This window comes from Myxococcus stipitatus DSM 14675 (genome assembly GCF_000331735.1).
In the GTDB taxonomy this organism is placed as follows: Bacteria; Myxococcota; Myxococcia; order Myxococcales; family Myxococcaceae; genus Myxococcus; species Myxococcus stipitatus.
The window spans coordinates 350116-375441 of the sequence record NC_020126.1; the positions used below are offsets into that span (position 1 = coordinate 350116).

The following is a 25326-nucleotide window of genomic DNA, read 5'->3' on the forward strand; positions in this document are numbered from 1 at the left end:
GGGCGCGGTCATCCACCGTGAGACATCGACGGTGTCAGGTCCCAGAAGTCCTCCGCGTCCGCGTCCGCCGTGGAACGCGGGCAGGCGCGGCGCGCCGTCCGGACCACGCGATGTGAACGAGATGAGAGCTCGTGCCGGAGACTCCGCGCGCGGCGGGAGGTGTGTCATGGGGACTGTCACGAACGGTGTCTGGGGTCGCTTCGCGTCGCGCCTGTCTCTCGAACGCTGAGCTCCTTCCTCACGGAGGGCGCTCGAGACGGAGCCGCACGCGAGTCGCTGTTCACCGTGCACTGTGGCCCGGCGTACCCGCCGGGAAATCTTCGTCCATTCATGTCTTCTTCCAGGAATCGTCGTTCCCGCCCGGGGTCGTCGTTCGAACCCGTCTCCGCGCGGCATCTGCGTGTGCAGTCCACGTTGTTCCAAGATGTCTCCCTCCTCTTCCGGGACGCGCTGTCCGACCCGAGGCTCGAAGGCGTCCGACTGGCGTCATTCGAGCTGACGCCGGATGGCCGGCTCATCCACCTGGGCTACACCCTCGCCTCGGAGTCCGCGTCGAGCCCGCGCGAAGTCCAGGAGACGCTGGTCCGCGCCAGTGGCTACCTGCGCTCGCAGCTCGCGCAGCACCTGGACCTCAAGCGGGTGCCTCAGCTTCGCTTCACCTTCCTGGGGCTCGCCCTGGACGGTGGCGAGGAAGGAGGTGCGCGATGAGTCCTCGACTCCTCCCCGCGGAGCCGGGCGCCGTGCCCATCCTCGTCTGGGCGCGAAGGTCTCCTCCTGGCGCGGAGCAGCAGCTCCGGCACCTCGCCGCGCAGCCGTATGTCGTCGAGCACGTGGCCGCGATGCCGGACCTCCACGTCTCCGAGGGCATCGCGGTGGGCACCGTCTTCGCCACCGAGCACCATGTCGTGCCCGGCGCGCTGGGCGGGGACCTGGGCTGCGGCGTGAGCGCGTACCGCTTCGAGTCCCCCGCCGCCTCGCTGGGCCCCGACGTGCTGCGCGAGCTGCTCGAGCGGCTGGCCCAGGTCATCCCCGTGGGTGACGCCACGCACCGAGGCCGGGGGCTCGCGCTTCCTCCCGAGCTGGAGGCCCCGCCGCTGTCCACCCAGAAGCTGCGCCACGCGTGGGAGCGGCTCGCGCCGCGACACCTGGGCACGCTGGGCGGAGGCAACCACTTCCTCGAGCTGGACCGGGACGCGGTGGGAGACCTCTGGCTGCTCGTGCACTCCGGCTCGCGCGGCGTGGGCGCGGCCATCTCCGACCATCATCAGCGCGTGGCTCGGGCGCTGGGGGAGGGCAGCCTGCCCGGTCTCCGGCTGGACACTCCGGAGGGGGCCGCCTGCCTCGCGGACCTGGAGCTCGCCTGTCGCTTCGCCCGCGCCAACCGCGACACGCTGGCGGCCAGGGCCTTGTCCGTCCTCGCTCCGACACTGGAGGTGGCGCCCGACGCGGCGTCGACCGTGGATGTCCACCACAACCACGTGTCCAGGGAGTGGCACTTCGGCCGGCCGCTCTGGGTGCATCGCAAGGGGGCCATGGGCCTGGAGGCGGGAGCCCGAGGACTCATCCCAGGCTCCATGGGCACCGCCTCCTATGTGGTGGAGGGCCGGGCGGAGCCTCGCGCCTTCCACTCCTGCTCCCACGGCGCCGGCCGCGTCCTCACCCGGCGGGAGGCCCGCGCACGCATCCGCCCCGCCGCGCTGGCCCAGGCGCTGCGTCGCGTGGTGCACGACTCCGGGCGCGCGGCGGCCCTCGTGGAGGAGGCCCCCGCCGCCTACCGCGACATCGTGGAGGTGCTCGAGGACGAGGCGGACCTCGTCACCCCTGTACGGCGGCTGACACCCATGGCCGTCCTCAAGGGCTGAGGCTCAGTGGTGCCCCCCGGAGGGCCTAGTTCACCCGTGGTGGAATTCAGAAGCACCACGGGCGGCTCTTCGGGGGGTGATCCACGAGAAGCGCACGACCTGCGTCAGAGTGGGTTCCCGAGTTCGTGCAGATGCCGTAGAATCGGCCGCCAGAAGTACACGTGCGAACCTGCTGGGGCGTCGTCTAATGGCAGGACATCAGACTTTGACTCTGAGTATCAAGGTTCGAATCCTTGCGCCCCAGTCAATCCGCTCCGGGGGGACGCGGTAGCCAGCGCGTCCGTCCGCGTGCATGAAGGACGGTGGCCCGATGCCGCAGAAGACGCTCCTGCTGGTCTCCGTGGGAAGCCAAACGGCCCCGCTGTTGAAAGACCTCCAGGATCCGCTGGCTGCGCAGATGGGGACTGCTTCGGTGTCGTCGAAGACGGTACTTCCCACTCCGGCCTATGCCTTCAACAAGGACCGCGCCCAGTACCACTGCAACGCCATCATGCGGCGGCTGACGCCGATGATGGAGCCGGGGCAGCACATGGTGCTGGGGCTGACGGACGTGGACCTCTTCGTCCCGGACTCGCCGTTCGTCCTGGGAGAGGCGGACCGGGAGTCTCGCACGGCGGTGGTGAGTGTGTTCCGGCTGCGCCAGGGCGCGGACGGAGAGCACCTGCGCCGGCGAATCCAGGTGGAGGTCGTCCACCAGGCCGGCCACCTCCTGGGTCTGTCCTACTGCGAGGACCCTCGGTGCGTGATGTTCTTCGCGCAGTCCCCCCAGGACTGTGACCGCAAGCAACTCTCGCTCTGCAACCAGTGCCGCAACGAGCTCATCAAGCTCAACCGGTGAGTGAGGCCGGCGGGCGGGCCTCCCGCCCGAGCCTCCTTGAATGCTTCCGGATGCGTTGACGTCCGAGTCTCCGCGCCCTGTACTGCGGGCCATTTCAACCGGGCCGGAGACGTGGAGCTAGCACCTGTGAAGATGGGCACTCGGTGGTTTGTCGGTGGGATTCTGGCGGTGGGGCTCTTGAGTGGTTGCGAGCCGCTCGACGATGACGGCGGCGGCGGTGGCACGGGCGGAGTCCTCTTCCGCCAGGGCTTCGCCTTCGTGCGCGAGGACGACCGCAACGTCTACGTGGTGGACAACCAGGGCGACCCGAACACTCCGCAGCGGCTCACCTCGGTGGGCGGGGCCTACTGGCCCTCGCTGTCGCGCGACGGCCGGAGCATCGTCTTCGTCCAGCGCGGCGCCTCGGGCACCTCGCTGCTGACGGTTCCCTCCACGGGCGGCACCGTGGCCACGTTGTTCAGCGCGAACGACCCGGCGTGCCCGCGCGGCTGCTCCAACTTCCGCACGCCCGCGTTCAGCCCGGATGGCCGCAGCGTCGTCTTCGTCTACACCGCGGGCAACAACTCCCAGACGGCGCTGGGCCGGGTGAACACGGACGGCAGCGGCTTCCAGGAGCTCACGCCCAACAACGTCATCGCCTACGGCGCGCCGTCCTTCATGCCCAACGGCACCGCGGTGGTGGCGCCCGCGGGCACCAGCGCGCAGCAGTTCAACCAGGTGGCGTTCATCCCGCTGACGTCCGGGAGCATCGTCTACACGACGGGCCTGGGTGAGGTGTCCACCGTCGCCAACCGCATCGCCGTGTCGCCGGATGGCACCCAGGTGGTGCTGGACGGGCGTGGCTCTTCTGGCGGCGTGCGCACGTATGTCGCGCCGCTGTCGAACGGCCGCGTCGGCATGGTGCGCCGCGTGACGAACTACGGTGGCGTGAGCGCGCAGGAGACTTGGCCTGTGTGGACGAGCACGACCCAGGTCGGCTTCCTCTTCGTGGACGCGGGCGGCGGAGACCCGGGCATCTACCGGGCCACGGTGGGTGTTGCCCCGTCGAACTCCGTGACGCTCGCGGTGCCCAGCGCCGCCGAGCCCACGTACGGCCCGGTGTCGTAGTCCGCTGAATCCCGCGTCGCCCCTGGCCTCCGCGCATGCCCAGGGGCGATGCTGTCCTTGTTGTCGCCGGAGGCTTCCATGTCCCTCTTCGATGCCGTGCTCGCCGCTGACCGTGCGTCCCTGGAGTCCCAGCTGGACTCGGGCGCGGACCCCAACCCGTTCGACGCGGAGGGGCAGACGCCGCTGATGGTGGCCGCGCGCGAGGGCCATGACGAACTCGTGGGGCTGCTGTTGGACGCGGGCGCGGACCCGTCGCTCACGAACGCCGTCGGTGAGTCCGCCATCATCCTGGCCGCCGCGCATGGCCACGAGGAGTGCGTGCGTCTGCTGGCGGGCTCCGCGACGGATGAAGAGGCGGCCATGGTGCGCGCGCTGATGGACGCGAACACGTCGGGCTCCCGGTCCACGCCTCCCGCGCCTCCTCCGGATGACCTCCGCCACAAGCTGGCGTCGGCGGCGGCCTACGTGGCGGGCAAGCTGGGCGATGACGGCCCGGCGAAGCGGCTGGAGCGACTGCTGCGCGCGAGCAAACCTCGCAAGCCCTGAGCGCGTCTGACGCCAGACAGTCGTGACGTTCACCACCTTCCAGGCATGAGGTGAGTGCCACCACGCGCGAGGCTTCGCGTTTACCTTGAAGGGCTGTCAGCCGGTCGTCGGGCCGCGAGGTGGGGTGGGGCGCCGCGTCTTCAGGGGGAGACAGGCGCATGCTGGCCAGACGACAGGTCCCTTGTGGGGTTCCGCATGGAGACACTCGAGCCGAAGTTGGTCCAGGGGGTGACCATCCAAGGCCTCTTCGATATCGCGCTCAAGGAGCGCCTGTCGGAGGGCGCCTGGCGCGCGTTGTCGGCGGGAGGACTGGACCGCTCTCGTCCCGTCCGGCCGACGTACCCGGTGGCCACGTGGCTGCGCTGGCAGAACATCGTGCTGCGCGACTTGTGGCCGGACGCGCCGCTCGACGAGGCCTGGCGTCGGCTGGGGCACACGGTGATGGAGGGCCTGCTCGCGACGGTGCTGGGGCGGATGCTGGGCGTGGGGGCGCGCGCCTTGGGGCCGCAGTTCGCCCTGGCCAAGCTGGACCATGCGTTTCCGGGCACCGGCAACTACATCCGCTCGCATGTGAGGCCCGTCGCGCCGTGCCGCGCGGAGCTGTGGCTCAGCGACCTGAATGACAGGCCCACGTACTACGTGGGCGTGCTGGAGGCGGTGCTCCTCTTGGCCGGTGCCACCTCGCCTCGCTGCACGCTGCTGTGCCGCGAGGGGGACTCCGGCACCTACCTGCTGGAGTGGTCCGTGTGAAACGAGACGCGGCCCCACGGAAGGTCCGAGGGGCCGCGCGGTGCTGCATGCTCCGAGAGGGCTACTCCGGCTTGGCGCTCAGCGTCGCGCCGGGCGTCACGCCCCCCGCGCCACCGCCGCGAACCTCCATCGCGTCGGCGACCAGCTCGCTGATGTCCTTGATCTTGATGTTCCCCTCGCGGCCGGTGTCGTTGACCGCGTCGCCGAGCATCGTGGAGCAGAACGGGCACGCCACCGCGACGATGCCGGTGCCGCCCTTCTCCTTGTAGTCGCCCACCTGGCCCGGCTTCTTCTTGTCCGCCGCGTCGGGGTACGGGGTGGTCGGGTCCTCCGCGTGCTTGAGCGTCAGCGCCGCCTCGTTCAACCGGTTGTGGTTGATGCGCGTGCCGATGTGCTCCTCCATCCACATGCGGCCGCCACCGGCGCCGCAGCAGAAGCCCTCACGCTGGCTGCGCTGCATCTCCACCACTTCCAGCCCGGGGATGGCCTTGAGCACTTCGCGAGGCGCGTCGTACACGCCGTTGTGCCGGCCCAGGTAGCAGGGGTCGTGGTACGTCAGCTTGGTGTTCATCACCGCCGACAGCTTGATGCGCTTGTCGCGCAACAGCTCGTTGATGAGCTCCGTGTGGCTGATGACGCGGTACTCACCGCCGAACTCGGGGTACTCGTTCTTGATGGTGTTGAAGCAGTGCGGGCACTGGGTGATGACCGCCTTGACGCCCATCGAGTTCCACGACTCGACGTTGGTCTTCGCCATCGTCTGGTAGAGGTACTCGTTGCCCATGCGGCGCGCCGTCTCGCCGTTGCACATCTCCTGCTTGGACAGCGTGGCGAAGCTGACGCCCGCCTCCCGCATGATCTTCACCAGCGAGCGGCTGACCTTCTTCTGCTTGTCGTCGTAGCTGCCCGCGCAGCCCACGAAGAACAGGTACTCGTAGGGGCCTCCGCCGTCGCCCCACGTGGGCAGCGCCAGGTCCTCCGCCCACTCGTCGCGCCGGTCCTGGCCCAGGCCCCAGGGGTTGCCCTGGCGCTCGATGCCCTCGAACACGCGCTGGATTTCAGGCGGGAACTCGGCCTTCACCTGCACCTGGTAGCGGCGCATGTCGATGAGGCGCGGCACGTTCTCGATGAACACCGGACACGCCTGCTCGCACCAGCCGCAGCTCGTACAGGCCCAGACCGTCTCGGCGGACAGCGCGGTGCCCACGATTTCAGGCAGCGCCTCCTTCATGCCGTTGGGGCCGTAGCCTTCCTCCACCCAGCGCTCGTGCTCCCAGATCCAATGCTTCAGGTCCTGGTTGACGGCCTTGTGCGTGAGCGGCTTGCCCGTGATGTACGTGGGGCAGTGCGTCTGGCACCGGCCGCACTCCGTGCAGGAGTACAGGTCCATGCCCTGCTTCCACGTGAGGTCCTTCACCGTGGCCGCGCCGAACTCCTCCTTCTCCAGGTTCGGCGTGGGCAGCTTGCCGGTGGAGTGCGTGCGCTGGAAGAAGACGGTGGGCAGGCCCGTGATGATGTGGAAGTGCTTGCCGATGGGCAGGAAGTTCAGGAACGCCAGGATGATGGAGAGGTGAATCCAGAAGCCCGCCACGCCCAGCGCGTGCGCGGCCGTGCCCCCCAGGGGCAGCATCGCCATGCCCACCAGGCTGGTGAACGGCTCCCACCATATGAACATGGGGCTGCTCGGCGAGGCCAGTCGCGCGGCCACCAGGTGGCTGCCGCCGAAGAAGAACTCCGACACCATCAGCCCGGAGATGAAGCCCAGGATGAGGTACGCCTCCCAGGACTGCGACATGCGGTCCGGCTTCACCTTCCAGCGCATCCAGACGTAGTACGCGCAGCCCAGGATGGCGCCCGCCGCCACCACGTCCTTGGCCAGCAGGTACACCTGGTACACGCCGACCAGCGCCGCCTTGTCCGTCCAGAACGGGTGCGTCAGGTCCGTCAGCACCTCCAGCGCCGTGGAGGAGAAGCCCATCGCGAACAGCATCACGGTGCGCACCGACAGCACCATGAACGCGCCGTAGATGAGCACGTGCATCAACCCGGGCGTGAACTCCTCCGGGTCCACCAGACGCTTCTGGCCCAACCCGAACAGCGCGAGCCGCTTGAGCCTCAGCGGGATGTTGTCGAGCCGGTTCTCCTTCTTCATGGCGAGCAACACGCCCGCGCGACCCGACAGGGTCATCACGAAGATGGGGATGGCGATGGCAAGCAATAGGCCGGTGATGATGGGACTCATTGGGACTCGGAGGACCTCTGGGGGTACGCGGCGGAAGGCCCGTTGCCGCGACGCGGCAAAACGTGAGTGCCCGTCAACCCTAACAGGGGTGATTTTCGAATCAAGCTTGGAGCGGGCGAGCTGTCCGGGAGTGAAGCACGGAGACAACGCCACAAGCGAGCAAGCTTGCGGGATACACCAATTTACTGAAACGGGCGCCGGACGTACCGGCCGCTGAAAAGCGCCAAGTGTTGACTGATGTAGGGTTTCCCCCGGCCCGGGTCGGTCCTACCTTGTACGACGGCCTGGGGGCGTGTTCACCGCTCAACGCTTCGTCATCCCATTGGAATCACTGAGTTGTTTTCAGAGAGGCGGGCGAGCAGCCACGGGCTCCAAGGGGTGGTCGGAAGATTGACGTCCCAAGGGCTTTACAATGCGCCGCAACATGCGCACCATGTTCGGTAAATCGGTCAACGAGCAGGTGGCCGGGTACCGCATGGGGCGGACCCGCGAGGGCCGAACAGGGAAGCGCCCGCGAGGAGGCGAGCCGCAAGGCCGCTGACCGTCGGTGAAGCGGAGCGCTCGAAGGAGCCAGACATGGTTCACGATGACACCACGTACATGGACGATGAGGGACTGCCGTACGCGGACCTCGCGGAAGACGGTGAGAGCGAGTCCGTGACCCCGGTGGATGGCTCTCCTGGAGGCCGGGCCTGGGGTTACGCCGAGGAATCTTGGGGCGGTTGGAACGCCGGCGGCGAGTGAAGTGTGGCCCCCGCGGCTGGTGACGCGCGGGGGCGTATCCGTGGGTGGTGATTGAGCCAGGGTGTGGGTTGAGCCAGGGTGTGGGCTCCCCCTCTTGCTTCCAGGGCAGGTCTGCCGACATCCTCGTCGTGGACGCCCTCCCGTGAGCATTCAGGTCTGCCTGTCGTGGCCCATGAGACTTCTGGCCGCGGGGGACGTCGTGCCACGGGGGTGTTTCGCGGCACAATGTCTCGTGGGCTCGCTCGGGAGCACGACGGATGAAGCAGACGGCCTTGGCGGTGGAGCGCGACGGCGAGAAGGGCCGGGAAGTGCTGTTGCTCGTCTCGTTGGAGGCGGACGCGGAGGCTCCTCGCGCCCCCGTGGCCATCAACCTGGTGTTGGACATCAGCGCGTCCATGCGCGGCGCGCCGCTGCACGCGGCGGTGCATGCGGCCCAGGCGCTGGTGGACCGCGCGGGTCCTCGCGACTACCTGGGCTTGATGACGTTCGACGCGGAGCCGGAGCAGCTCCTGCCCGTGCGCGCCATGGACGCCGTCGCGAAGGCGCAGCTCCTCAAGGCGCTCTCCAAGCTGGAGTCGGGTGAAGGCACCGCGCTGTTCGAGGCCGTCGAGCGCGGCGCGGATGCGGTGCGCCGCGTGCTGGTGCCGGGGGCTCGGCCGCAGGTCCTGATGCTCACCGACGGCGAGCCGTCCGTGGGGCCCTCGCACGTCTCCGACTTCAAGACGCTGGGCGCGCGCATCGTGGAGTCGGGTGTCTCCGTGCACGCGCTGGGGTTGGGGCGTCACTACCTGCCGGGCATCCTGGAGGCGCTGACCGGTCCTTCGGGTACGGGCCACCGCCACGTGGATGGACCGGAGGGTTTGACGCCGGCGATGGGCTCCCTGGCGGCGGAGCTGTTCGGCGAGGTGGCGTCGGAGGCGCGCGTCTACGTGCTGCCCTCGGGCTTCGCGGACCTTCGCTGCCGTCACCAGTTCCCCTCGCGTGTGGAGGGCGATGCGATGAGCGCCTCGCTGGGCGCGGTGTCGTGGGCCTATCCCCGGTGGGTGCTCTTCACCGGCGCGCTCGACTCGGCCGAGTGGAGCCTGGGCGTGACGGCCTCCTACGTCGAGGGAAGCGACACGCGCCGGGTGCCCGTGCAGGTGACGCGCGTGCTGCCCGACAGCGCACAGGGCCGCTTCGTCCGCGCGGTGTCTGCGGAGCTGGACATGGCGGAGGAGGAGGGCACCGCGTGGCTGGCCTTGAGCCGGCGCAATCAGACGAGCGTGGCGGAGGTCGCGCTGGGGAAGGCGGACGTGGCGCTCGCGAAGCTCGTGAGGCTGAACGCTCCGGAAGTGCCGCCGCACCGCCACCTGGCTCGGCTGGCCGACCTGCGCCGCATCATCGAGCGCCGCGCCGCGCACCCCAACGCGCTGGTGATGCGCCGCGCGCACGCGGAGGTCTCTCGCATCACGCTGAGCCGCGTGGGCATCATCCCGCCCGTGGCCGCGCAGACGCCCTGGAAATCAGAGGACTGAGGCGCGGGCGCCTGACCGGTCGATTGCTCATCCCGCTGGAGCGGGTGGGGTGTCCTCTTCGTGTCATCTCGTGGGGTTGCCCTGCGCCTGTGCGCCGCGTGAGGCGAGCGGCCTTGGGGAATGCCGGGTTGCCTGGAAGGTTCTGGCGCGGAAGGGGTGCCCGTCTGGTGCTGGCGAGCCGGCGCCGGGTGGGTTAACGGGAGGCGCATGAGGCAACGGGTGTCCAAGAGGCTCGCCCTGGTGGGCGGTATCGGCATGTGGTGGATGGCGGCGGTGGCGCATGCCGCGCTGCCTCCGTCCGCGGTGGCTTCGGGGGCGCCCGATGAAGGGGACCCTCGCGTCGAGGCCTCGCTGCTGGTCGACGCCACCGAGGTGAAGCCGGGCGATACCTTTCGCGTGGGCGTGCGCTTCCGCTTGGACCCGGGCTGGCACATCTACTGGAAGAACCCGGGGGACTCCGGTCTGGAGACGGACGTCGCGTGGGACACGCCGGGCACCACGGTGGGCCCGCTGCAGTGGCCCTTCCCCAACACCTTCCGCACGCCGGATGGCTTCATCGTCACGCACGGCTACGACGGTGAGGTGCTCCTCTTCGGGCAGGCGAAGGCGTCCGAGCAGCTCACCGGCTCGCTCAACCTGTCGGCCGGCATCAACGCGCTGGTGTGCGAGGTGCACTGCATCCCCGCGGACCTGATGCTCACGCGCTCCATCCCCGTGGGGCCGAAGACGCTCGTGGACTCGGAGACCACGCCGCTCTTCGACACGGCGCGCTCGCAGGTGCCGCGTCCCGTCGCGGACACGGGCCACACGGTGGCGCTCGAGCTGGACGCGAAGCAGCTGTCCGCGGGCCAGGAGTTCTCCGGCACCGTCACCGTGAAGTCGGCGGGTGGCGCGGTGGTGCCCACGGCGGAGAAGGACTTCTTCGTCGCCGAGCGCATCCCCGGTGTCGCCAAGGTGTCGCTCACCCAGACGGCTCCGGGGCGCTATGCGCTCAAGGGCAAGACGGAGCCGGACGCGCCGGCGGAGACGCCTCGGTTCAAGGGGGTGCTGCGCTTGGGGACCTCAGCCGCGGGCTATCAGCCGCTGGAAGTGGACCTGCCCATGGCGCCCTTCGCCGTGGCCCAGGCCGCCGCTCCGGCCGCGCCCGTGGCGAAGGCTCCGTCCATCAAGGACTCGCTCTCGGCGGTGAAGCCGGTGGCGAGTGCTCCGGCCGCGCCCGCGGAGTCCTCCATGGGGCTGGGCATGGCGCTGCTGTTCGCGTTCCTGGGCGGCGCGCTGCTCAACCTGATGCCGTGTGTGTTCCCGGTGCTGGCGCTCAAGGCGTATGGCTTTACGCGCATGGTGCGCCAGGAGCAGGGCCGGGTGGGCGCGCACGCGGCGGCGTACGCGGGCGGCATCGTGGCGAGCATGCTGGTGCTCGCGGGCGCGGTGCTGGCGGTGCGCGCGGGCGGCGCGGGCGTGGGCTGGGGCTTCCAGTTCCAGGAGCCGCTCTTCGTCGCGGCGGTGTGCGCGGTGCTGGTGGCCTTCGCGCTCAACCTCTTCGGGGTCTTCAACGTGGGCCTGGACGGCACGGCGCTCGCGGGCAAGGTGGACCAGAGCCACGGCCTCATGCACAGCGCGGGCGAGGGTGTGCTGGCCGTCGTGCTGGCCACGCCGTGCTCCGCGCCGCTCTTGGGCACCGCGGTGGGGTTCGCCTTCGCGGCGGGGCCGTTCACGGTGCTGGCGGTCTTCATCGCGCTGGGCCTCGGGTTGGCGCTGCCGTTCTGTCTGCTGGTGCTGGTGCCGGGGCTCGCGCAGAAGCTGCCGAAGCCGGGCGCGTGGATGGAGCGCTTCAAGCAGGTGCTGGGCTTCGCGCTGTTGGGCACGGCGGTGTGGCTGGTGTCGGTGATGGGGAGCCTGGCGGGCGTGGAGGGCATGACGCGGCTGTTGGCCTTCCTCGTGGCGGTGAGCCTGGCGACGTGGGTGTATGGCCAGTCGCAGCTCCAGGAAGGCGGGCGGAAGTGGGCCACGCTGGGCATGGCGGTGGTGGTGCTGCTGGGCTCGGGCGTGGCGGCGCTGCGCTTCGATGACACGGCGCCGGAGGCGCGGGCTGCCTCGGCGTCCTCGACGATGGGGCTGGCGGCGCCGTGGAGCGAGGAGGCGGTGGCCTCCGCGCTGGCGGCGGGGCAGCCGGTGTTCATCGACTTCACGGCGGACTGGTGCCTCACCTGCAAGTTCAACGAGCGCACGGTGCTCTCGCGCGACGAGGTGCGGGCCGCCTTCGTGGAGCACCAGGTGGCCTTCTTCGTGGGGGACTGGACGCGTCGCGATGCGCGCATCACCGCGAAGCTGGCGGAGCACGGCCGCGCGGGAGTTCCCATGTACTTGATGCTGAGCCCTGGGGCGCCGGACAAGCCCGAGCTGCTGTCGGAGTTGCTGACGGTGGACTCCGTCGTGGACTCGGTGAAGCGCGCGTCGGAGTGCTCGAAGTCGCGGCGGCAGGACGGCTCGAAGGTGGTGTGTTCCGCGGGCTTCCCTCGGCCTTGATTCACACGGTCATCCGCAGTTCCGCAGCAACCCCAGTCATGCAGTCAGGAGGAACGCCATGAAGCAGGTCTTCGCCGCTCTCGCGCTCGGTTCGGTGTTCGTGGGTCTGCCCGCTCTCGCGGATGCGGAGGTGGGCAAGCCCGCTCCGGCCTTCACGCTCAAGGACGAGACGGGCAAGGAGCATTCGCTGTCGCAGTACAAGGGCAAGGTGGTGGTGCTGGAGTGGACCAACCCCGAGTGCCCCTTCGTGAAGCGCCACTACGAGGCGGACACGATGGCCAACACGCTGAAGGGCTTCGACGCCAAGAAGGTGGTGTGGCTGGCGGTGGACTCGACGGGGCACAACACGCCGGACAAGTCCGCGGACTGGAAGAAGAAGGAGGCCTTCCCCTACGCGGTGCTCCAGGACGCGAGCGGCGCGACGGGCAAGGCGTACGGCGCCAAGACGACTCCGCACATGTATGTGATTGATGGCGAGGGCGTGGTCCGCTACGCGGGCGCCATCGACGACGACCCGCGCGGCAAGAACGCGAAGAAGGTCAACCACGTGCAGACCGCGGTGGACGCGGTGCTCAACGGCAAGCCGGTGCCCGCGGCGACCACGACGCCGTATGGCTGCTCGGTGAAGTACAAGAGCTGAGAACACGCGTGACTGTCGTGCCGAGGGCCTGCTTCCCACCCGGGAGGCAGGCCCTTCGTGTTCCGGGTGTCGCGCGCCCGCGCGCGTAGCAGGCGCGCTCGCGGTGGCGCAAAGCCTACCCTCCAGGCGGCAAGAATCGCTCGCGTCGCGGGAAGCCCTGATTCAAGACAAGGGACCGTTCTTGGCACTCCCTGGGGACTCTCTTTCCAGGAGGAACCGGATGCGGAAGCCCTGTCTGCCACGGCGGAGTCTTGGGGCCGTGCTGGCTGTTCTGTGGGGTGTGCTGGGCGCGGGCTGCTCCGGGGCCGGGCCCTCCGCGGAGCCCCCTGGCCTGGACCTGGTGCTGGGGGAGGACCTCGTCGAGGTCCCTCGGGGCGCCTTGTCCGCGGAGCATGCGGCGCTGCGGAGCAAGGTGGGGGGAGTGGGGGATGGAGAACGTTCCTTCTACCTGGCCATCCGTCGCAGCGAGCTGTCCCAGCGCTGGTTCTGGTCGGCGACGATGCGGCACTTCTTCCCGGATGGTGCGGCCTGGGGAATGCCTCGGTTCCTGCGGACCGAGGTGGTGCGGATGAAGGAGTACAACGGCCGGCTCTTCTTCCTCGACGCGCGCGATGGGCGCCTGCTCGGAGGCAACGAGAAGCCAGACATCCCGCTGGAGGCGTATCCCATCGTGACGGACTACGCCCCGTTCAACCGGCTGCCGGGCTCGGACCAGTACGTGCTCTTCGACCCGGCCTCGGGGCTTGGCCGCCTCGGTGTGGCGGGGGACCGGTGGTTCGGGGGGGTGGACTTCCTGATGGAGCACCGCTTCGCCCAGCGCTTCCGTCGCTTCTCTCAGGGCGTCATGTTCGAAGAGGTCTTCGCCGGGCGCTTGAGCATCCCCGAGGACCGGGACATGTATGCGGAGTACAGCGCCACGCGCTTCGTGGGGACGGTGGTGTTGTCGCTGAGCAAGTACCAGGAGGGAGTGGGCTACACCCGGACGCTGCAGCCGCGGCGGCCGTACTACTTCATCAACACGGGGCGCCTGGTGTCCGGCACGGGCGAGCGGCAGCGGGAGGTCGTCAAGTGGAACATCCACCGAGGGATGCAGCCCATCCGCTGGTACGTGACTCGCAATCTGCTGGAGCTGAAGAAGGACCCTCGCTACCAGGACCTCGACCTGGTGGGTGCCATCGAGCGAGGCATCGAGAGCTGGAACGAGGCCTTCGGCTTTCCTGTCTTCGAGGCGGTCCTGGCGGACGCGTCGATGGACTTCGGGGAGAGCGACAAGAACTTCGCTGTCTTCGACCCGTACATCGAGAATCTCGGCGCGTTCGCGGACATGGAGGAGAACCCGAACACCGGTGAGCTTCGCCGTGCCCTCTTCGTTTTTGGCGCGGGAAGGCTTGCCCAAGCGGATCGACTCTTCTCGGATGACGCCTCGGCGAGAGCGCCTGTCGCCGCGCCCGCCGCGCGCTTGCCTCGCCCCAGGTTGACGTGGGGCGGGCCCGCCAAGGAGGCCTACTGCGAACAGGAGGGCGCCGACGACTTCACATCAGGGGACCTGGGCGCACTGACGGATGAGGACCGCGCCGCGTGGGCGTCACTCTCCAGGAAGGAGAAGATGGAGCGGTACGTCACGCGCCTCGTGATGCATGAGACAGGGCACACGCTGGGGCTCGCGCACAACCTCGCCGGCTCGCTGGCGTATGACGGAACACCCGCGACACCTCGCACGAGCTCGGTCATGGACCATACGCATGACTTGGACGCCATCCACGTCCTGCGGCCCGGCCCCTTCGACGTGGAGGCCGTGCGCTACTTGTATGGACTGTCACCGGACCTGCCCACGGGCCTGTTCTGCTCGGAACCGAATCGCGACCCTGCGGGGCGGAGCCCGAAGTGCAGGAGCAGGGACCGCTTCGATGACCCGCTGACGCGCTTCTACACGCCACTGATGCGCGAAGGGATTGCCCGCATCCTGAGGGGAGAAGGTCCCGACCCGCTGTCCGATTTCGACCTCGGGGGGCCCAGGGACTTCGTGCGAGGAGGGACGGAGCAGGAGCAGGTGCGCGCCTACAACCTCCTCATGGAGCAGCTCCGCCCTCCGCTCCAGGTTCCCGCGGGACAGGGGGCCGCGTACGTGGCGCGCGCCAACGCGATGGTCCTGGAGGTCCTGGGGTTCCTCTACGTCGAGGAGCTGTCCCCGTACTACTTCCCCTTTCCGAATCCGCCGCCCTCCACCCCCGCCTATACCCAGGCCGTGCTCTCGGATGTGAAGGGCATCCTGCTCGACGTGGATGGCGTGCGAGACTTCGCCACGCGTCGGCGGATGGTGGAGATGTTGAAAGCCTTCCAGACGCTCACCGCCTATGGCGTGCTCAGGGACTCCCACGCCGAGTTGACGGCCCGGCTCCCTCAGCTCAGCGGCGAGACGCTGCTGGGGACCTTGGAGCTGATTGAGCGCATCGAGGTGGCGAACTCGCCTTACTTCCGCTGAACCACCCCGTCGCTCACGCGTGCGCGGGCCGCTTCAGTCGAGGCGGCCCCGCCCGTCGTGTGGGGCCTTGCTCCACGCGTCCCACGTCCTTGGGCAGCAGCACGTACGAGCACAGCGCTCCCAACACGCAGAGGCCCGCGGATACCCAGAGGGCCTCGCGTGTCCCCGTGAGGAACGCCTCACCCGTCTTGTTCGAGAGTCCTCCCAAGAGCGGCAACAGCGCCACCGCCAGGAGCCCCGCGATGCGCGCCACCGCGTTGTTCACCCCCGAGGCGATGCCCGCGTGCCGGTCCTCCACCGCGCCCAGCACCACCGCCGTCAGCGGCCCCACCGTCAGGCTCAAGCCCAGCCCGAGCACCAGGACTCCCGGCAGCACCGTGCCCACGTAGCTCCCGTCCTTTTGCAACCGTGTGAGCAGCGCCATGCCCACGCCCGCGAGCAGCGGCCCCAGCGTCATCAAGGGCCTCGCGCCGATGCGCCCCGCGAGCCTGCCGACCCACGGCGAGAGCACCAGCAACAACAGCGTGATGGGCAACAGCGACGCCCCCGCCGCGAGCGCGGAGTAGCCCAGTTGTTGCTGCAACGCGAGGACGAGCAGGAAGCTCACCCCGCCCAGCGCGAAGTACACCGCGAGCGTCGTGAGGTTCGCGCCGGAGAACGTCCGTGAGCGGAACAGCCCGAGCGGGAGCATGGGGTTGCGGGCCCGTGCCTCGATGAAGAGGAACGCGGCCAGCAACATCGCGCCACCCACCGCCGCGAGGATGGACACCGTCGTCCAACCCCGCGCGGGACCCTCGATGAGCGCGTAGATGACGCCACCCAACCCGAGCGCCGCCGTCACCGAGCCCGCCACGTCCAGCCTGCGCGCGTCCCCCGTGGGCCGGTCATCCGGGACATGTCTCAGCGCCGCCCAGCCCGCGAGCGCGGCCATGGGCACGTTGAGGAAGAACACCCAGCGCCATGAGCCCACGTCCACGAGCCAGCCACCCAGCAGCGGTCCCAGCGCCGTCGTGACACCCGACAACCCCGCCCACGCGGCCACCGCGCGCTGTCGGTCCGCTTCAGGGAAAGATGTGCGCAGGAGCGCGAGGCTTGCGGGCACCAGCATCGCCGCGCCCATCCCCTGACCCGCGCGGAAGAGGGCGAGCGTCCAGGCGTTCGGCGCCAGGCCACACAGCACGGACAGGGCCGTGAAGGCCACCATGCCCATCAGGAAGACGCGCCGCTGTCCCCAGGCATCGCCCAGCGCTCCACCCGTCAGCACCAGCGAGCCGAGCGTGAGCAGGTACGCATCCACGGCCCACTGAAGCCCGGCGAGGCCCGTGTGGAGCTCTCGCCCCAGTGCGGGCAGCGCCACGTTCACCGCTGTCGAGTCCAGGAAGGCCATGCCGCTGCCGAGCACGCTCGCCAGCAGGACGCCGCGCCCTCGTGGGCTGTCGTAGGAGACGAAGCCGCCGCCCGTGGTGGAAGTGTCGGATGGCATACGGCTCAACCGTGGGGCGTGCGTCTCCGCCGCGCTACTCCCGTACACAGGCGCGCCCTGGCTCGCGAGGGCCTGGCCGCACGTCCGCATGGTTCCTGGATGCGCGTGACGCGGATGCACACCCTGTCCGCGGACGATGGGTCCTCTTTCCAGGAGCAGCGCGATGGCGACCGAGTGCAAGCACATCGAACAGGCGGGAAACCCCGAGCCACGCACCAACGGCTGTGAGGAGTGTCTGAAGATGGGCGCGCAGTGGGTCCATCTCCGGCGCTGTCTCGAGTGCGGCCACGTCGGATGCTGTGACTCGTCCCCCAACAAACACGCGACCAAGCACTTCCACCAGACGAAGCACCCCGTCGTTCAGTCCTTCGAGCCCGGTGAGACGTGGGTGTGGTGCTTCGAGGACCGAATCTTCATGGAGGACCGTCCCGAGCAGGGGGATTCGGCTCGCATCTGAGCAGGGCTTGGGTGACAGGGTCGACGTCGCAGCGGAGGACGATGTCCTTGTCCTCCCCGTCACCTCCGAGAACGCCGTCCGCTCCGAGGGACCCCAACTCCAGCGTCCCTCCTCGGAGCGAATACAGATACGGATTGCTCCACGGCTCATCGGGCAGCTTCTCCAGGACTCCCTGGTCGATGAGGGGCTGGAGCCCCTCGTCGCTCGTGGGGAGTCGCCCCGTGCGCGATTGATACAGCCGCAGGGCATCGTGGAGGTGCTCCAGGTCGATGCCCGCGCGCTCTGCCTTCATCTCCAAGTTGCTGAGGGGGCAGACGGCCAGGGCCATCAGCCCGAGAAGGAGCGTGAACGGGGTGAGGACGAGCAGCGCCTTCGAGGCCTCCTCGAGCGCGGGGACCAACGGCCTTCGTGCGGGATTCGCATTCATGTGCGACTCCGCGTTTCAAGCCGTGTGCCTGTCTTGCCTCACAGGGACGCGGCCTCGCGCGTCCGCGAGGCCGGTGTCATCCCGTCACTCGCGAGTCATCACTCCGGCCGCGATGACAGACACGGCTCCGGGCCTCTCGGACCCGGAGCCGGAGGTCACGCCGCGACGGGCTCGTTGCGCGGGCGGGTGCGCGCGGAGACCTGCTTGCGGCGGCTCTTGCGCATCACGTCCAACGACACCTCTTCGTCCGTGGCCAGGGCCATCAGCCGCTGGAGGTCATCCACGCTGCTCACCGGGCGACGGTTGATGGCCAGGAGCAGGTCCTCCGGCTGGAGCCCCGCGTCGTCCGCGGGGGTTCCGCTCTGCACGCGGATGACTCGCACCGCTCGCGGCTGACCGGCCTCGCGCGCCTGCTCCGTGTCCAGGTTCACCGCCACCGCCGCGATGCCGAGGAACCGCCGCTCCACCTTCCCGCGCTGGATGAGCAGGCTGGCCACCCACGCCGCCGTGGTGGCGCTCACCGCGAAGCCGATGCCCTGTGCATACGGCAGCACCAGCGTGTTGAGCCCCACCACCTCGCCGCGCGTGTTGATGAGCGGCCCCCCGGAGTTGCCCGGGTTGATGGCCGCGTCCGTCTGGAGCATGCCCTCCAGGATGACGCCGTCGGGCAGCGTGACGCTGCGGTTGACCGCGCTCACCACCCCCATCGCCACCGACTGCTCCAGCCGGAAGGGATTGCCGATGGCCATGACGAGCTGCCCCACGCGCACCGTCTCCGGCGCCGCCAGCGGAAGCGTGGGGAAGTTCGTCCCCTCCGCGCGCACCACCGCGAGGTCCGTGGCCGCATCTCCGCCGACCAGCGAGCCTCGCAGCTCCTCGCCGTTGGACAACTGCACCGTCAGCTTGCGAGTGCCACGCATCACGACGTGGCGATTGGTGAGGACGTAGCCGTCCGGGGTGAGGAAGAGGCCGGTGCCGTGGCCTCGCGCGTGCTCCACGCCCACCACCGCGGGCGCGGCGCGGGCGACGAGGGTCTCCAGGTCATCCGAGAACTGTTGCAGCAGCTTCATGGTGTCTCCTCGCTCCTTCCTCACGAACGCTTGCCCACCGTGACGGAGACCTCGCGCACCTCGCCGGCGCGCAGCACGCGCGCCTGGACGGTGGTGCCCACCTTCTCGTCACCCAGGTAGCCGAGCAGGTCCTCCACGCCCGTCAGCGACTGGCCGCCCAGGCTCACCAGCACGTCCCCGAGCAGCAGCCCGGCCCGCTGCGCGGGGCCCTCCGGGTCCACCGAGACGAAGATGAGCCCTGCTTCCGTGCCGGCCGCCGCCCACTGGTGCTGGGGCAGCTTCACCGGATAGGCGCCCACGCCCAGGTAGCCTCGGCGGATGCCCCCGTGCTCGCGCAGCGAGGCCGTCACGCGCGTCAGCGTGTCATGCGGGATGACCACCGCCGCGGTGCGAGAGAAGGCCGCGGTGAGCAGGCCCACCAGGCGGCCCTCCGTGTCCACCAGCGCGCCACCGGAGAAGCCCGGAGGCAGGTCCGCGTCGGTTTCGAGATACCGGTCCACGCGTCCCCCCGCGTGGGTGCGCCAGCCCTCGCCATGGGTGCTCACCATGCCGAGCGTCGCGCGAGCCGTGCGCCCCGGCCGCGCCACCGTGACGACGAGGTGCCCCACCTTCACGCCATCGAGCGGGGCCTGGGACAGTGGGACGAGGCCGGACGCGTCGACCTTGAGCAGGGCGACGTCGGTGCTGGTGTCTCGGCCGACGAGCTCGGCGGACACGGTGCGGCCGTCGGACAGGCCCACCTGGAGGTGGCCCTCATGCTCGACGGCGTGGCTGGTGGTGAGGATGAGGCCGTCCGCGCTCCAGACGAGCCCGGTGGTGCCGTGGCGTCGGCGGGCGTCGACGCGGACGACGCTCGGTGAGGTGCGCTCCACCACGGAGGCGAGAGACTGCGAGAGAGAGGAGAGAAGGTCGGCGGACATGGGCGTGTTCCTTTCGAGGGGAAGCTAAAGACCTCGAAGGCGCGCCACATCGGCGGATCGGGCAGGACCGACACCTGCCCGTTCGGGCAGGCAGGGCTACTCCACGACGACCCGAATGGGCAGGGACGTGCCGCCGCCCGGTGGAGGTGTCTCTATCGTGACCTCCACCACCCCCGGCTCCGCGACGGCGGAGGCGGGGAGGTCGACCTCGAAGACGTCGGCGTCGTGGGCGCCCGCCACGGGCTCGAGGCTCATCTTCAGCCCCTTCCAGTGCAACAGGCTGGAGGGGTGGAACCTCTTGCCGTGGACTCGCAGCTTCAGGAGCGGGGCTCCCACCGTGGCGGTCATGGGCTCGAGCTTCGTCAACAGCGGAGCCGGGCGCTCGGAGACCACGTTGAGGAGCGCGGCGGGAGAGACCCCACCTCCTTCCGCGATGCGCGACACCGTGACGTCGCGGACTCCCGGCCCATCCACCGTGAGGAGATAGGCGCTGAACCTTCCGTCCGACGAGGGCGGGCTCTGCCGGAGCGGGAGGGAGTAGGGACCCAGGCCCACGGTCGCGCGGGAGGCTCGCTCCGACTCCGGCGCCCAGAAGAAGTCCTGCCCCTGGAGCTGGAAGTCCTGCTGGGCGTTGCGCGTCCAGGCGGCGCCCTGGGAGAGCACTCCCGGACTCAGCGCGAGGAGCCGTGGAATCCGTGCCGCGTGGATGTACAGGTAGACGGGGGCACTCTTGCGTCCCGCGACATAGCCGTGGACCTCGAGGATGCCTTCCGTGTTCCGTTCCGCGGGGCTGAGCAGGAAGGTGTTGCCGCCGAGGATGGGGCGCTCCACGCCGTTCACGAAGAGCGAGGAGAGGGCGGACTCGCCCGTGTTCGCCAGCGTGAAGCGGACCACGCCATCCCGCGTCGCGGAGCTCGCGCCGACGTCCAGGTTGCCGGGCTGGAGCGAGAGCGTGGGCTCCAGCCCCGAGGTGAGGACGAGGCTCCTCGCGCGACTCTCTCCGCCGCCGGGGCCCGGTGTGAAGACCGTCACCCGCACGGCGCCGCGGGTCCGCGCCAGCTCCGCGGGGATGTCGGCCTCCAGCAGGGACCGCTCCCCAGCGCCCGCCATGCAGGGGGTGCTGGCGCACCGCCATTGAGTGGGCAGGGCCTGTCCATCCCACCGGACGACCGACACGGGGCTGAAGCCTTGTCCCAGCAGCTTGATGCGCACGGGGGCCTCGCGGACCGGGAAGGTCTCGCCCCCCTCGGGGCCCTGTATCGCCTCGATGGACGGCATGGGGCGCTGCACGTGCACCGCGAGCAACAGCGGGAGCGACGTGCCACCTCCGGGCGCGGGGGTTCGCACGGTGACGGTGCGGACGCCCGCGCGCTCCACGTCCCAGGGGATGAGGTCCGTGCTCAGCTTCGAGGCGCTGAGGACCCGGGTGGGGCGCGCCTCTCCATCGACGAGGACGACGGACTGGGCGGTGAAGGAATCACCTTCGATGTGCAGCTCGCCCGGCGCATCACCGACGGCCAGCACCGACGGCTCGAGCGAGGAGGCGAAGGGCGCGGGGGACTCCTCGACCACCTGGACGAAGAGCGGCGTGGACTCGGCGCCGTCGAAGGTGCGCTTCACCTGGAGGGAGATGACCCCGGGTTGTGTCAGCAGTGCGTCGGGGACCTGGAGGGTCCAGACGCCCGCGTCGGTCCTCTCGCTGAAGGACTCGGGGCCCAGGGGGGTGCCATTCCACAGCACGGTCTGTTGCCCGCGCTCGCCGAATCCTTCTCCGCGCAGCTCGAGGGAGGTGTTCGTGGACCGGACGCGGACCCAGGGAGGAGACAGGCTGTACAGCACCGGCGCGGTCCTCACGGGAAGCGGGTGGCTCGCGGAGGTCATGGGGCCCTGGGCGCTGGGGCTCTCCAGGGTCAACGAGATGGTGGTGGCCTCCTGTCGCGCCTCGAGGGGCAGCTCCGCGCGGAGGTGCTTCCCATCGGCCTGCCGGGTGGTGACCAGGGGCCTGCCGTTCCACTTCACCACGGTGTTGGCGCGCAGGTGCGCTCCCCTCACCAGGAGGGCATCGGTCTTGGCCGGCCCCGCCTTGCCCTGGTGCAGGTCCACGGCGTTCAGGGAAGGGGGCCACACCCCGATGAGCGTTGGCGTGGGCGACGACACCGTGAGGGGGAGCGCCGCCGTCGTGAGGTCGGGGCGCCCGCGCAGCTCGACGTGGAGCAGGGTCTGCTCCGGGGTGGCGCCCAGGGCGGCGGGCGGCAGCTCCACCGTGCCCTCGAAGGGCGTGGTCAACACGAGCGGATAGCGGCCGCCTCGGAAGACGACCTCGCTGCCGTTGACCAGGTTCTCACCGCTCACGATGACGCGGACGGGCTCCGAGGGCTCCGACTCGAGTGTCCGCGGATGGAGGGCGAAGAGGATGGGCGTGGGGTCGATGACCCGCGCGAATGGAGACCGGGCTCCTCCCGGGAAGCCAGGGGTGCTCGGCGGAATCCTCACTTCGAGCAGGGACGGCGTCGGCTGGGCGCGGAGCATGCGAGGGATGGTCACCCGCAGCTCCGTGCCGCTGACGAACCGGGTCTGGAGGGCCTGGTTGTCGAGGTAGGCGACGCATCGGGAGCTGAAGCCCGAGCCGAGCACCTGGACGGACAGCTCCGCGAAGATGGCGTCCACCACCGCGACTTCGCCCACGGAGATGGGCGGCAGCATCACCGGGGGGATGTGGGGCTGCGGCACCTCGGTGTCCGGGTTCTCGGGCGGCAGCGGGGGCGGTTGGCTCAGCCCCGGCCCGCATGCACACAGCGCCCCCAGCAAGCACAACCCGAGTCTCATCCACGCCTGCCGCATCCGCTGCTCCCCTGGGTGTGCCATGTCCCGCCCCCCCTACACACCCGAGCCCGAGGACTTGCGCAACCGCTGGCGCTATTCCACGACGACCCGGATGGGCAGGGAGGTGCCTCCGCCGGGGCCGGGCGTCTCGAGCGTGACATCCACCGCTCCCGTCGTCGCGAGCGCCGCGGCGGGGAGCTCCGCCTCGTAGTTGTTGGCGTCGCTCGAGAAGAAGCGCACGGGCCTGACGCTCGCGCGGAAGTCCTTCCAGCGCAGCTGGCTGTCGGTGTGGAGGCCCTGGCCCCAGATGCGCAATCGCAGACGCGGAGCCCCCGCCTTCGCGCTCATGGGCTCGAGCTTCGTCAGCAGCGGCGCGGGCCGCTCGGGGACCACGTTGAGGAGCGCGGGGAGGGACTGCCCTCCTCCTTCCGAGACGCGCGACAGGGTGATGGTGCGGACGCCCGGAGACTCGAGCCAGAGCTGCCCGAAGGCGATTCCACTGCCCATGTTCGAGACCTCCCGCACGGGCGGCTGGGGCGGCATGCGCACGCTCAGCTGGAGCCGCGACATCCGCGTGGGCTCACCGGTCCACGAGAGGTCCTGGCCCTCCACCCAGAGGGTGCTCGGGAAGACCTCGGGGCCCAGCGGGTCTTGCGAGAGGACTCCGGGCTTCAGCGTGTGGATTCGCGGGGTCCTGGCGCCATTGAGATACAGGTAGGCCGGGGCGCTCAGTCCTTTGCCCTGGACCTGGACGCGGACCGCGAGGATGCCTTGGGTGGCGGTCTCCCGAGCGTTCAGGCTGAAGGCCCCGTCCCGGTTGTTGAAGGGCCGCTCGACGCCATCCACGAGGAGCTGGGTGACCTGCGTTCCGCTCGCGCCGGAGAGCGTGAAGTTCAGGCGTGTCTCCTGGCCCTCCTCGCTGGGCCGGATGTTCATCTCCTGGACGTTGAGCGAGAGCCGAGGCTCCACCTCCGAGGTGATGACGAGGTACCGCTCGCGACTCTCTCCGCCTCCGGGGCCGGGGGTGAAGACGGTGACTCGGGCGGGCCCGGAGGTGCGTGCTTGCGCCGCGGGGATGACGGCCGTCAGCTCGGAGCGCTGCCCGGGGCCCGCCCTGCATGGCGTGTCCAGGCACTGCCACTGCGTGGGCATGGGCACGCCCTGCCAGCGCACCACCGAGTCCGGGGTGAAGCCTTGCCCCTGGACATGGAGGGTCATGGGGTCATCGCGCGCCATGACCGGGTTCTCTCCGCCGGGGCCCGTGACGGCGTCGATGAAGGGCACGGAGCGCTCCGCGTGGACGGCGAGCAGCAGCGGAAGCGAGGTGCCTCCTCCAGGAGGGGGTGTCCGCACGGTGAGGGAGAGCACCCCCTTCTGCTCCAGGTCGGAGGGGATGAGGTCCGTGGTCAGGTGCCCCGAGGTGTCGAAGCGCGTCAGGCGCTCCTGTCCGTTGACCTGGATGACGGACCGGGGCGTGAAGCCCGCGCCGCCGAGGGCGACGGTGCCGGGGGCGTCACCGACGGACAGCATCGCGGGGGTGAGCTCGTCGACGAGGGGCGCGGGCGCCTCCGTCACGACGTGGACGAAGAGGGGCGCGGACTCGGCGCCGTCGTAGGTGCGCCTCACCGTCACGGGGAACACCCCGGGCCGGTTCAGCAGGTGGGAGGGGACCCTGAAGGTCCACCTGTCATAGGGCGGCCCGCCGGACAGTTCTTCGAAGGACTCGGGAGGCAGGGGCGTGCCATTCCACAGCAGGACCTGTTGTTTGGATTCACCCAGGCCCTCGCCTCGGAGCTCGAAGGTGGTGCCCGTGTCGTTGACGTCCACCCGGGCGGGAGACACGGCGTACACCACCGGCTCGGTCTTCACGACCAGGGGATAGCTCCCGGACACGAGAGGGCCCCGGTCGCTCGGCGTCTCCAGGCTCACCTGGATGGTGGCGGCCTGCATGCGCGCGTCGGCGGGGAGGTCCGCCCGGATTCTCCCCTCGAAGGGAGACGAGTACGTCGTCAGCGGCCTGCCGTTCCACTTCACCACGGTGTTGGCGCGCAGCTTCGTTCCGCTGACCTCGATGGAGTAGCTCTTGGCCTGACCCGCCCGTCCCTGGAGCTGGCCCACCGCGTTCAAGGTGGGAGGCCATATCCCCGCGACGGTGGGCGTCGGAGTCCTCACCGGGAGCGGGAGCGCCGCGGTCCTGAGGGTGATGGTCGTGTAGCCCCGGGGCCAGGGGACCTCGAGCTGGAACAAGCCATCTTCGGAAGGGCTGGCCACCACGCTGGGGAGCAGCTCCACCGTGCCCTCCGTGGGGCTCCTCACGATGAGCGGATGGCGGCCCCCTCGGAAGAGGGCCACGCTGTCGCGGATGAGGTTCTTCCCCTTCACCGTGATGCGGACTGGCGCGGAGGGCGCCGCGTCGACGACTTCCGGAGAGAGCGAATGAAGCTCGGGGGCGGGCTCGACGAACGTCGTGAACGGAGACGTGGCGCCGCCTGGCTGGCCAGGGGCACCCGGGGGCGTCCTCACCCAGAGGAGGTAGGAGTCCCGGGACTGCGAGAGGAGGTGGCGAGGGACACGCGCCCGCAGCTCCGTGCCACTGACGAACGAGGTCTCGAGGCGCGCCTGGTTCAGGTAGACGAGGCTGCTGGCGTGGAAGCCCGCGCCGAGCACCTGGACCTCCAGCTCCACGCTCATCGCGTCCACCACCACCACGTCACCCAGGGAGATGGGGGGCAGCGTCACCGAGGGAGGGGGCCTCACCGGGGGGACTTCGATGTCGGGGTCCTCCGGTGGCAGCGGCTGCGGATTGCCGAGCCCGGGGCCGCACGCCCCCAGCACCCACACCAGGAAGACCCCACCTCTCATCAACCCCAGGCGCATCTGGCCATCCTTCCGCGA

18 protein-coding genes and 1 tRNA gene are annotated in these 25326 nt (G+C 69.8%); 12 read left to right on the forward strand and 7 right to left on the reverse strand.

What is annotated here, in order from left to right; all coding sequences use genetic code 11:
* Positions 1–402: 402 nt before the first annotated feature.
* The 7 genes from MYSTI_RS01365 to MYSTI_RS01395 all read left to right on the forward strand — a co-directional run bounded on the left by MYSTI_RS01365 (position 403) and on the right by MYSTI_RS01395 (position 5103).
* Complete coding sequence (locus MYSTI_RS01365) at positions 403–708, forward strand: ribosome-binding factor A (protein WP_267881077.1); 306 nt, start codon at positions 403–405, stop codon at positions 706–708.
* Complete coding sequence (locus tag MYSTI_RS01370) at positions 705–1862, forward strand: RtcB family protein (RefSeq protein WP_015345898.1); 1158 nt, start codon at positions 705–707, stop codon at positions 1860–1862. Before MYSTI_RS01365 ends, MYSTI_RS01370 begins: the two co-directional genes overlap by 4 nt.
* Positions 1863–2035: 173 nt before the next feature.
* Positions 2036–2106: transfer RNA gene (locus tag MYSTI_RS01375), tRNA-Gln, on the forward strand.
* 66 nt (positions 2107–2172) lie between these two features.
* Positions 2173–2700 (forward strand): non-proteolytic archaemetzincin-like protein, encoded by a 528-nt coding sequence (locus MYSTI_RS01380; protein ID WP_015345899.1) that lies wholly within the window; start codon positions 2173–2175, stop codon positions 2698–2700.
* 132 nt (positions 2701–2832) lie between these two features.
* Positions 2833–3807, forward strand: coding sequence for a TolB family protein (locus tag MYSTI_RS01385; RefSeq protein ID WP_015345900.1), 975 nt, complete (start codon positions 2833–2835; stop codon positions 3805–3807).
* Positions 3808–3885: 78 nt separating this feature from the next.
* A complete protein-coding gene (locus MYSTI_RS01390) occupies positions 3886–4353 on the forward strand; it encodes an ankyrin repeat domain-containing protein (RefSeq protein WP_015345901.1) in 468 nt (155 codons plus the stop codon).
* A gap of 195 nt (positions 4354–4548) precedes the next feature.
* The gene (locus MYSTI_RS01395) at positions 4549–5103 is read left to right on the forward strand and encodes a DUF2378 family protein (RefSeq protein ID WP_015345902.1); all 555 of its coding nucleotides are present in this window, start codon (positions 4549–4551) and stop codon (positions 5101–5103) included.
* Positions 5104–5164: 61 nt separating this feature from the next.
* Here MYSTI_RS01395 and MYSTI_RS01400 read toward each other — a convergent pair whose 3' ends face one another.
* On the reverse strand, positions 5165–7345 hold the full coding sequence (locus MYSTI_RS01400; protein ID WP_015345903.1) for a (Fe-S)-binding protein: 2181 nt from the start codon (positions 7343–7345) through the stop codon (positions 5165–5167).
* A gap of 1001 nt (positions 7346–8346) precedes the next feature.
* Between MYSTI_RS01400 and MYSTI_RS01405 the strand changes: the two genes are divergently transcribed.
* The 4 genes from MYSTI_RS01405 (at position 8347) to MYSTI_RS01420 (ending at position 15251) form a co-directional block, all read left to right on the forward strand.
* Positions 8347–9603: a vWA domain-containing protein gene (locus MYSTI_RS01405; protein ID WP_015345905.1), complete on the forward strand. Its 1257-nt coding sequence runs from the start codon at positions 8347–8349 to the stop codon at positions 9601–9603.
* 207 nt (positions 9604–9810) lie between these two features.
* Entirely contained in the window at positions 9811–12129 is a 2319-nt protein-coding gene (locus tag MYSTI_RS01410; RefSeq protein WP_015345906.1) for a protein-disulfide reductase DsbD family protein, read from the forward strand.
* 58 nt (positions 12130–12187) lie between these two features.
* Positions 12188–12769 carry a thioredoxin family protein gene (locus MYSTI_RS01415; RefSeq protein WP_015345907.1) on the forward strand — a complete coding sequence of 194 codons (582 nt, stop codon included), beginning with the start codon at positions 12188–12190 and terminating at the stop codon, positions 12767–12769.
* 259 nt (positions 12770–13028) lie between these two features.
* Positions 13029–15251: a zinc-dependent metalloprotease gene (locus MYSTI_RS01420; protein WP_144369958.1), complete on the forward strand. Its 2223-nt coding sequence runs from the start codon at positions 13029–13031 to the stop codon at positions 15249–15251.
* A 13-nt stretch (positions 15252–15264) separates the two neighbouring features.
* On the opposite strand, the gene MYSTI_RS01425 is transcribed toward MYSTI_RS01420, so the two are convergent.
* Entirely contained in the window at positions 15265–16734 is a 1470-nt protein-coding gene (locus MYSTI_RS01425) for an MFS transporter (protein ID WP_015345909.1), read from the reverse strand.
* A 163-nt stretch (positions 16735–16897) separates the two neighbouring features.
* Here MYSTI_RS01425 and MYSTI_RS01430 point away from each other — a divergent pair, with 163 nt between their 5' ends.
* Positions 16898–17191: a ubiquitin carboxyl-terminal hydrolase 14 gene (locus MYSTI_RS01430; protein ID WP_015345910.1), complete on the forward strand. Its 294-nt coding sequence runs from the start codon at positions 16898–16900 to the stop codon at positions 17189–17191.
* Here the strand turns inward: MYSTI_RS01430 and MYSTI_RS01435 are convergent.
* The 5 genes from MYSTI_RS01435 to MYSTI_RS01455 all read right to left on the reverse strand — a co-directional run bounded on the left by MYSTI_RS01435 (position 17148) and on the right by MYSTI_RS01455 (position 25308).
* Entirely contained in the window at positions 17148–17618 is a 471-nt protein-coding gene (locus MYSTI_RS01435; protein WP_015345911.1) for a type II secretion system protein GspG, read from the reverse strand. The genes MYSTI_RS01430 and MYSTI_RS01435 overlap by 44 nt on opposite strands.
* 155 nt (positions 17619–17773) lie before the next feature.
* Entirely contained in the window at positions 17774–18688 is a 915-nt protein-coding gene (locus tag MYSTI_RS01440; protein ID WP_015345912.1) for a S1C family serine protease, read from the reverse strand.
* 20 nt (positions 18689–18708) lie between these two features.
* Positions 18709–19608 (reverse strand): S1C family serine protease, encoded by a 900-nt coding sequence (locus tag MYSTI_RS01445; RefSeq protein ID WP_015345913.1) that lies wholly within the window; start codon positions 19606–19608, stop codon positions 18709–18711.
* A 96-nt stretch (positions 19609–19704) separates the two neighbouring features.
* Positions 19705–22473: a choice-of-anchor Z repeating domain-containing protein gene (locus MYSTI_RS01450; RefSeq protein ID WP_144369959.1), complete on the reverse strand. Its 2769-nt coding sequence runs from the start codon at positions 22471–22473 to the stop codon at positions 19705–19707.
* 51 nt (positions 22474–22524) lie between these two features.
* A complete protein-coding gene (locus tag MYSTI_RS01455; protein ID WP_015345915.1) occupies positions 22525–25308 on the reverse strand; it encodes a choice-of-anchor Z repeating domain-containing protein in 2784 nt (927 codons plus the stop codon).
* Positions 25309–25326 lie beyond the last annotated feature (18 nt).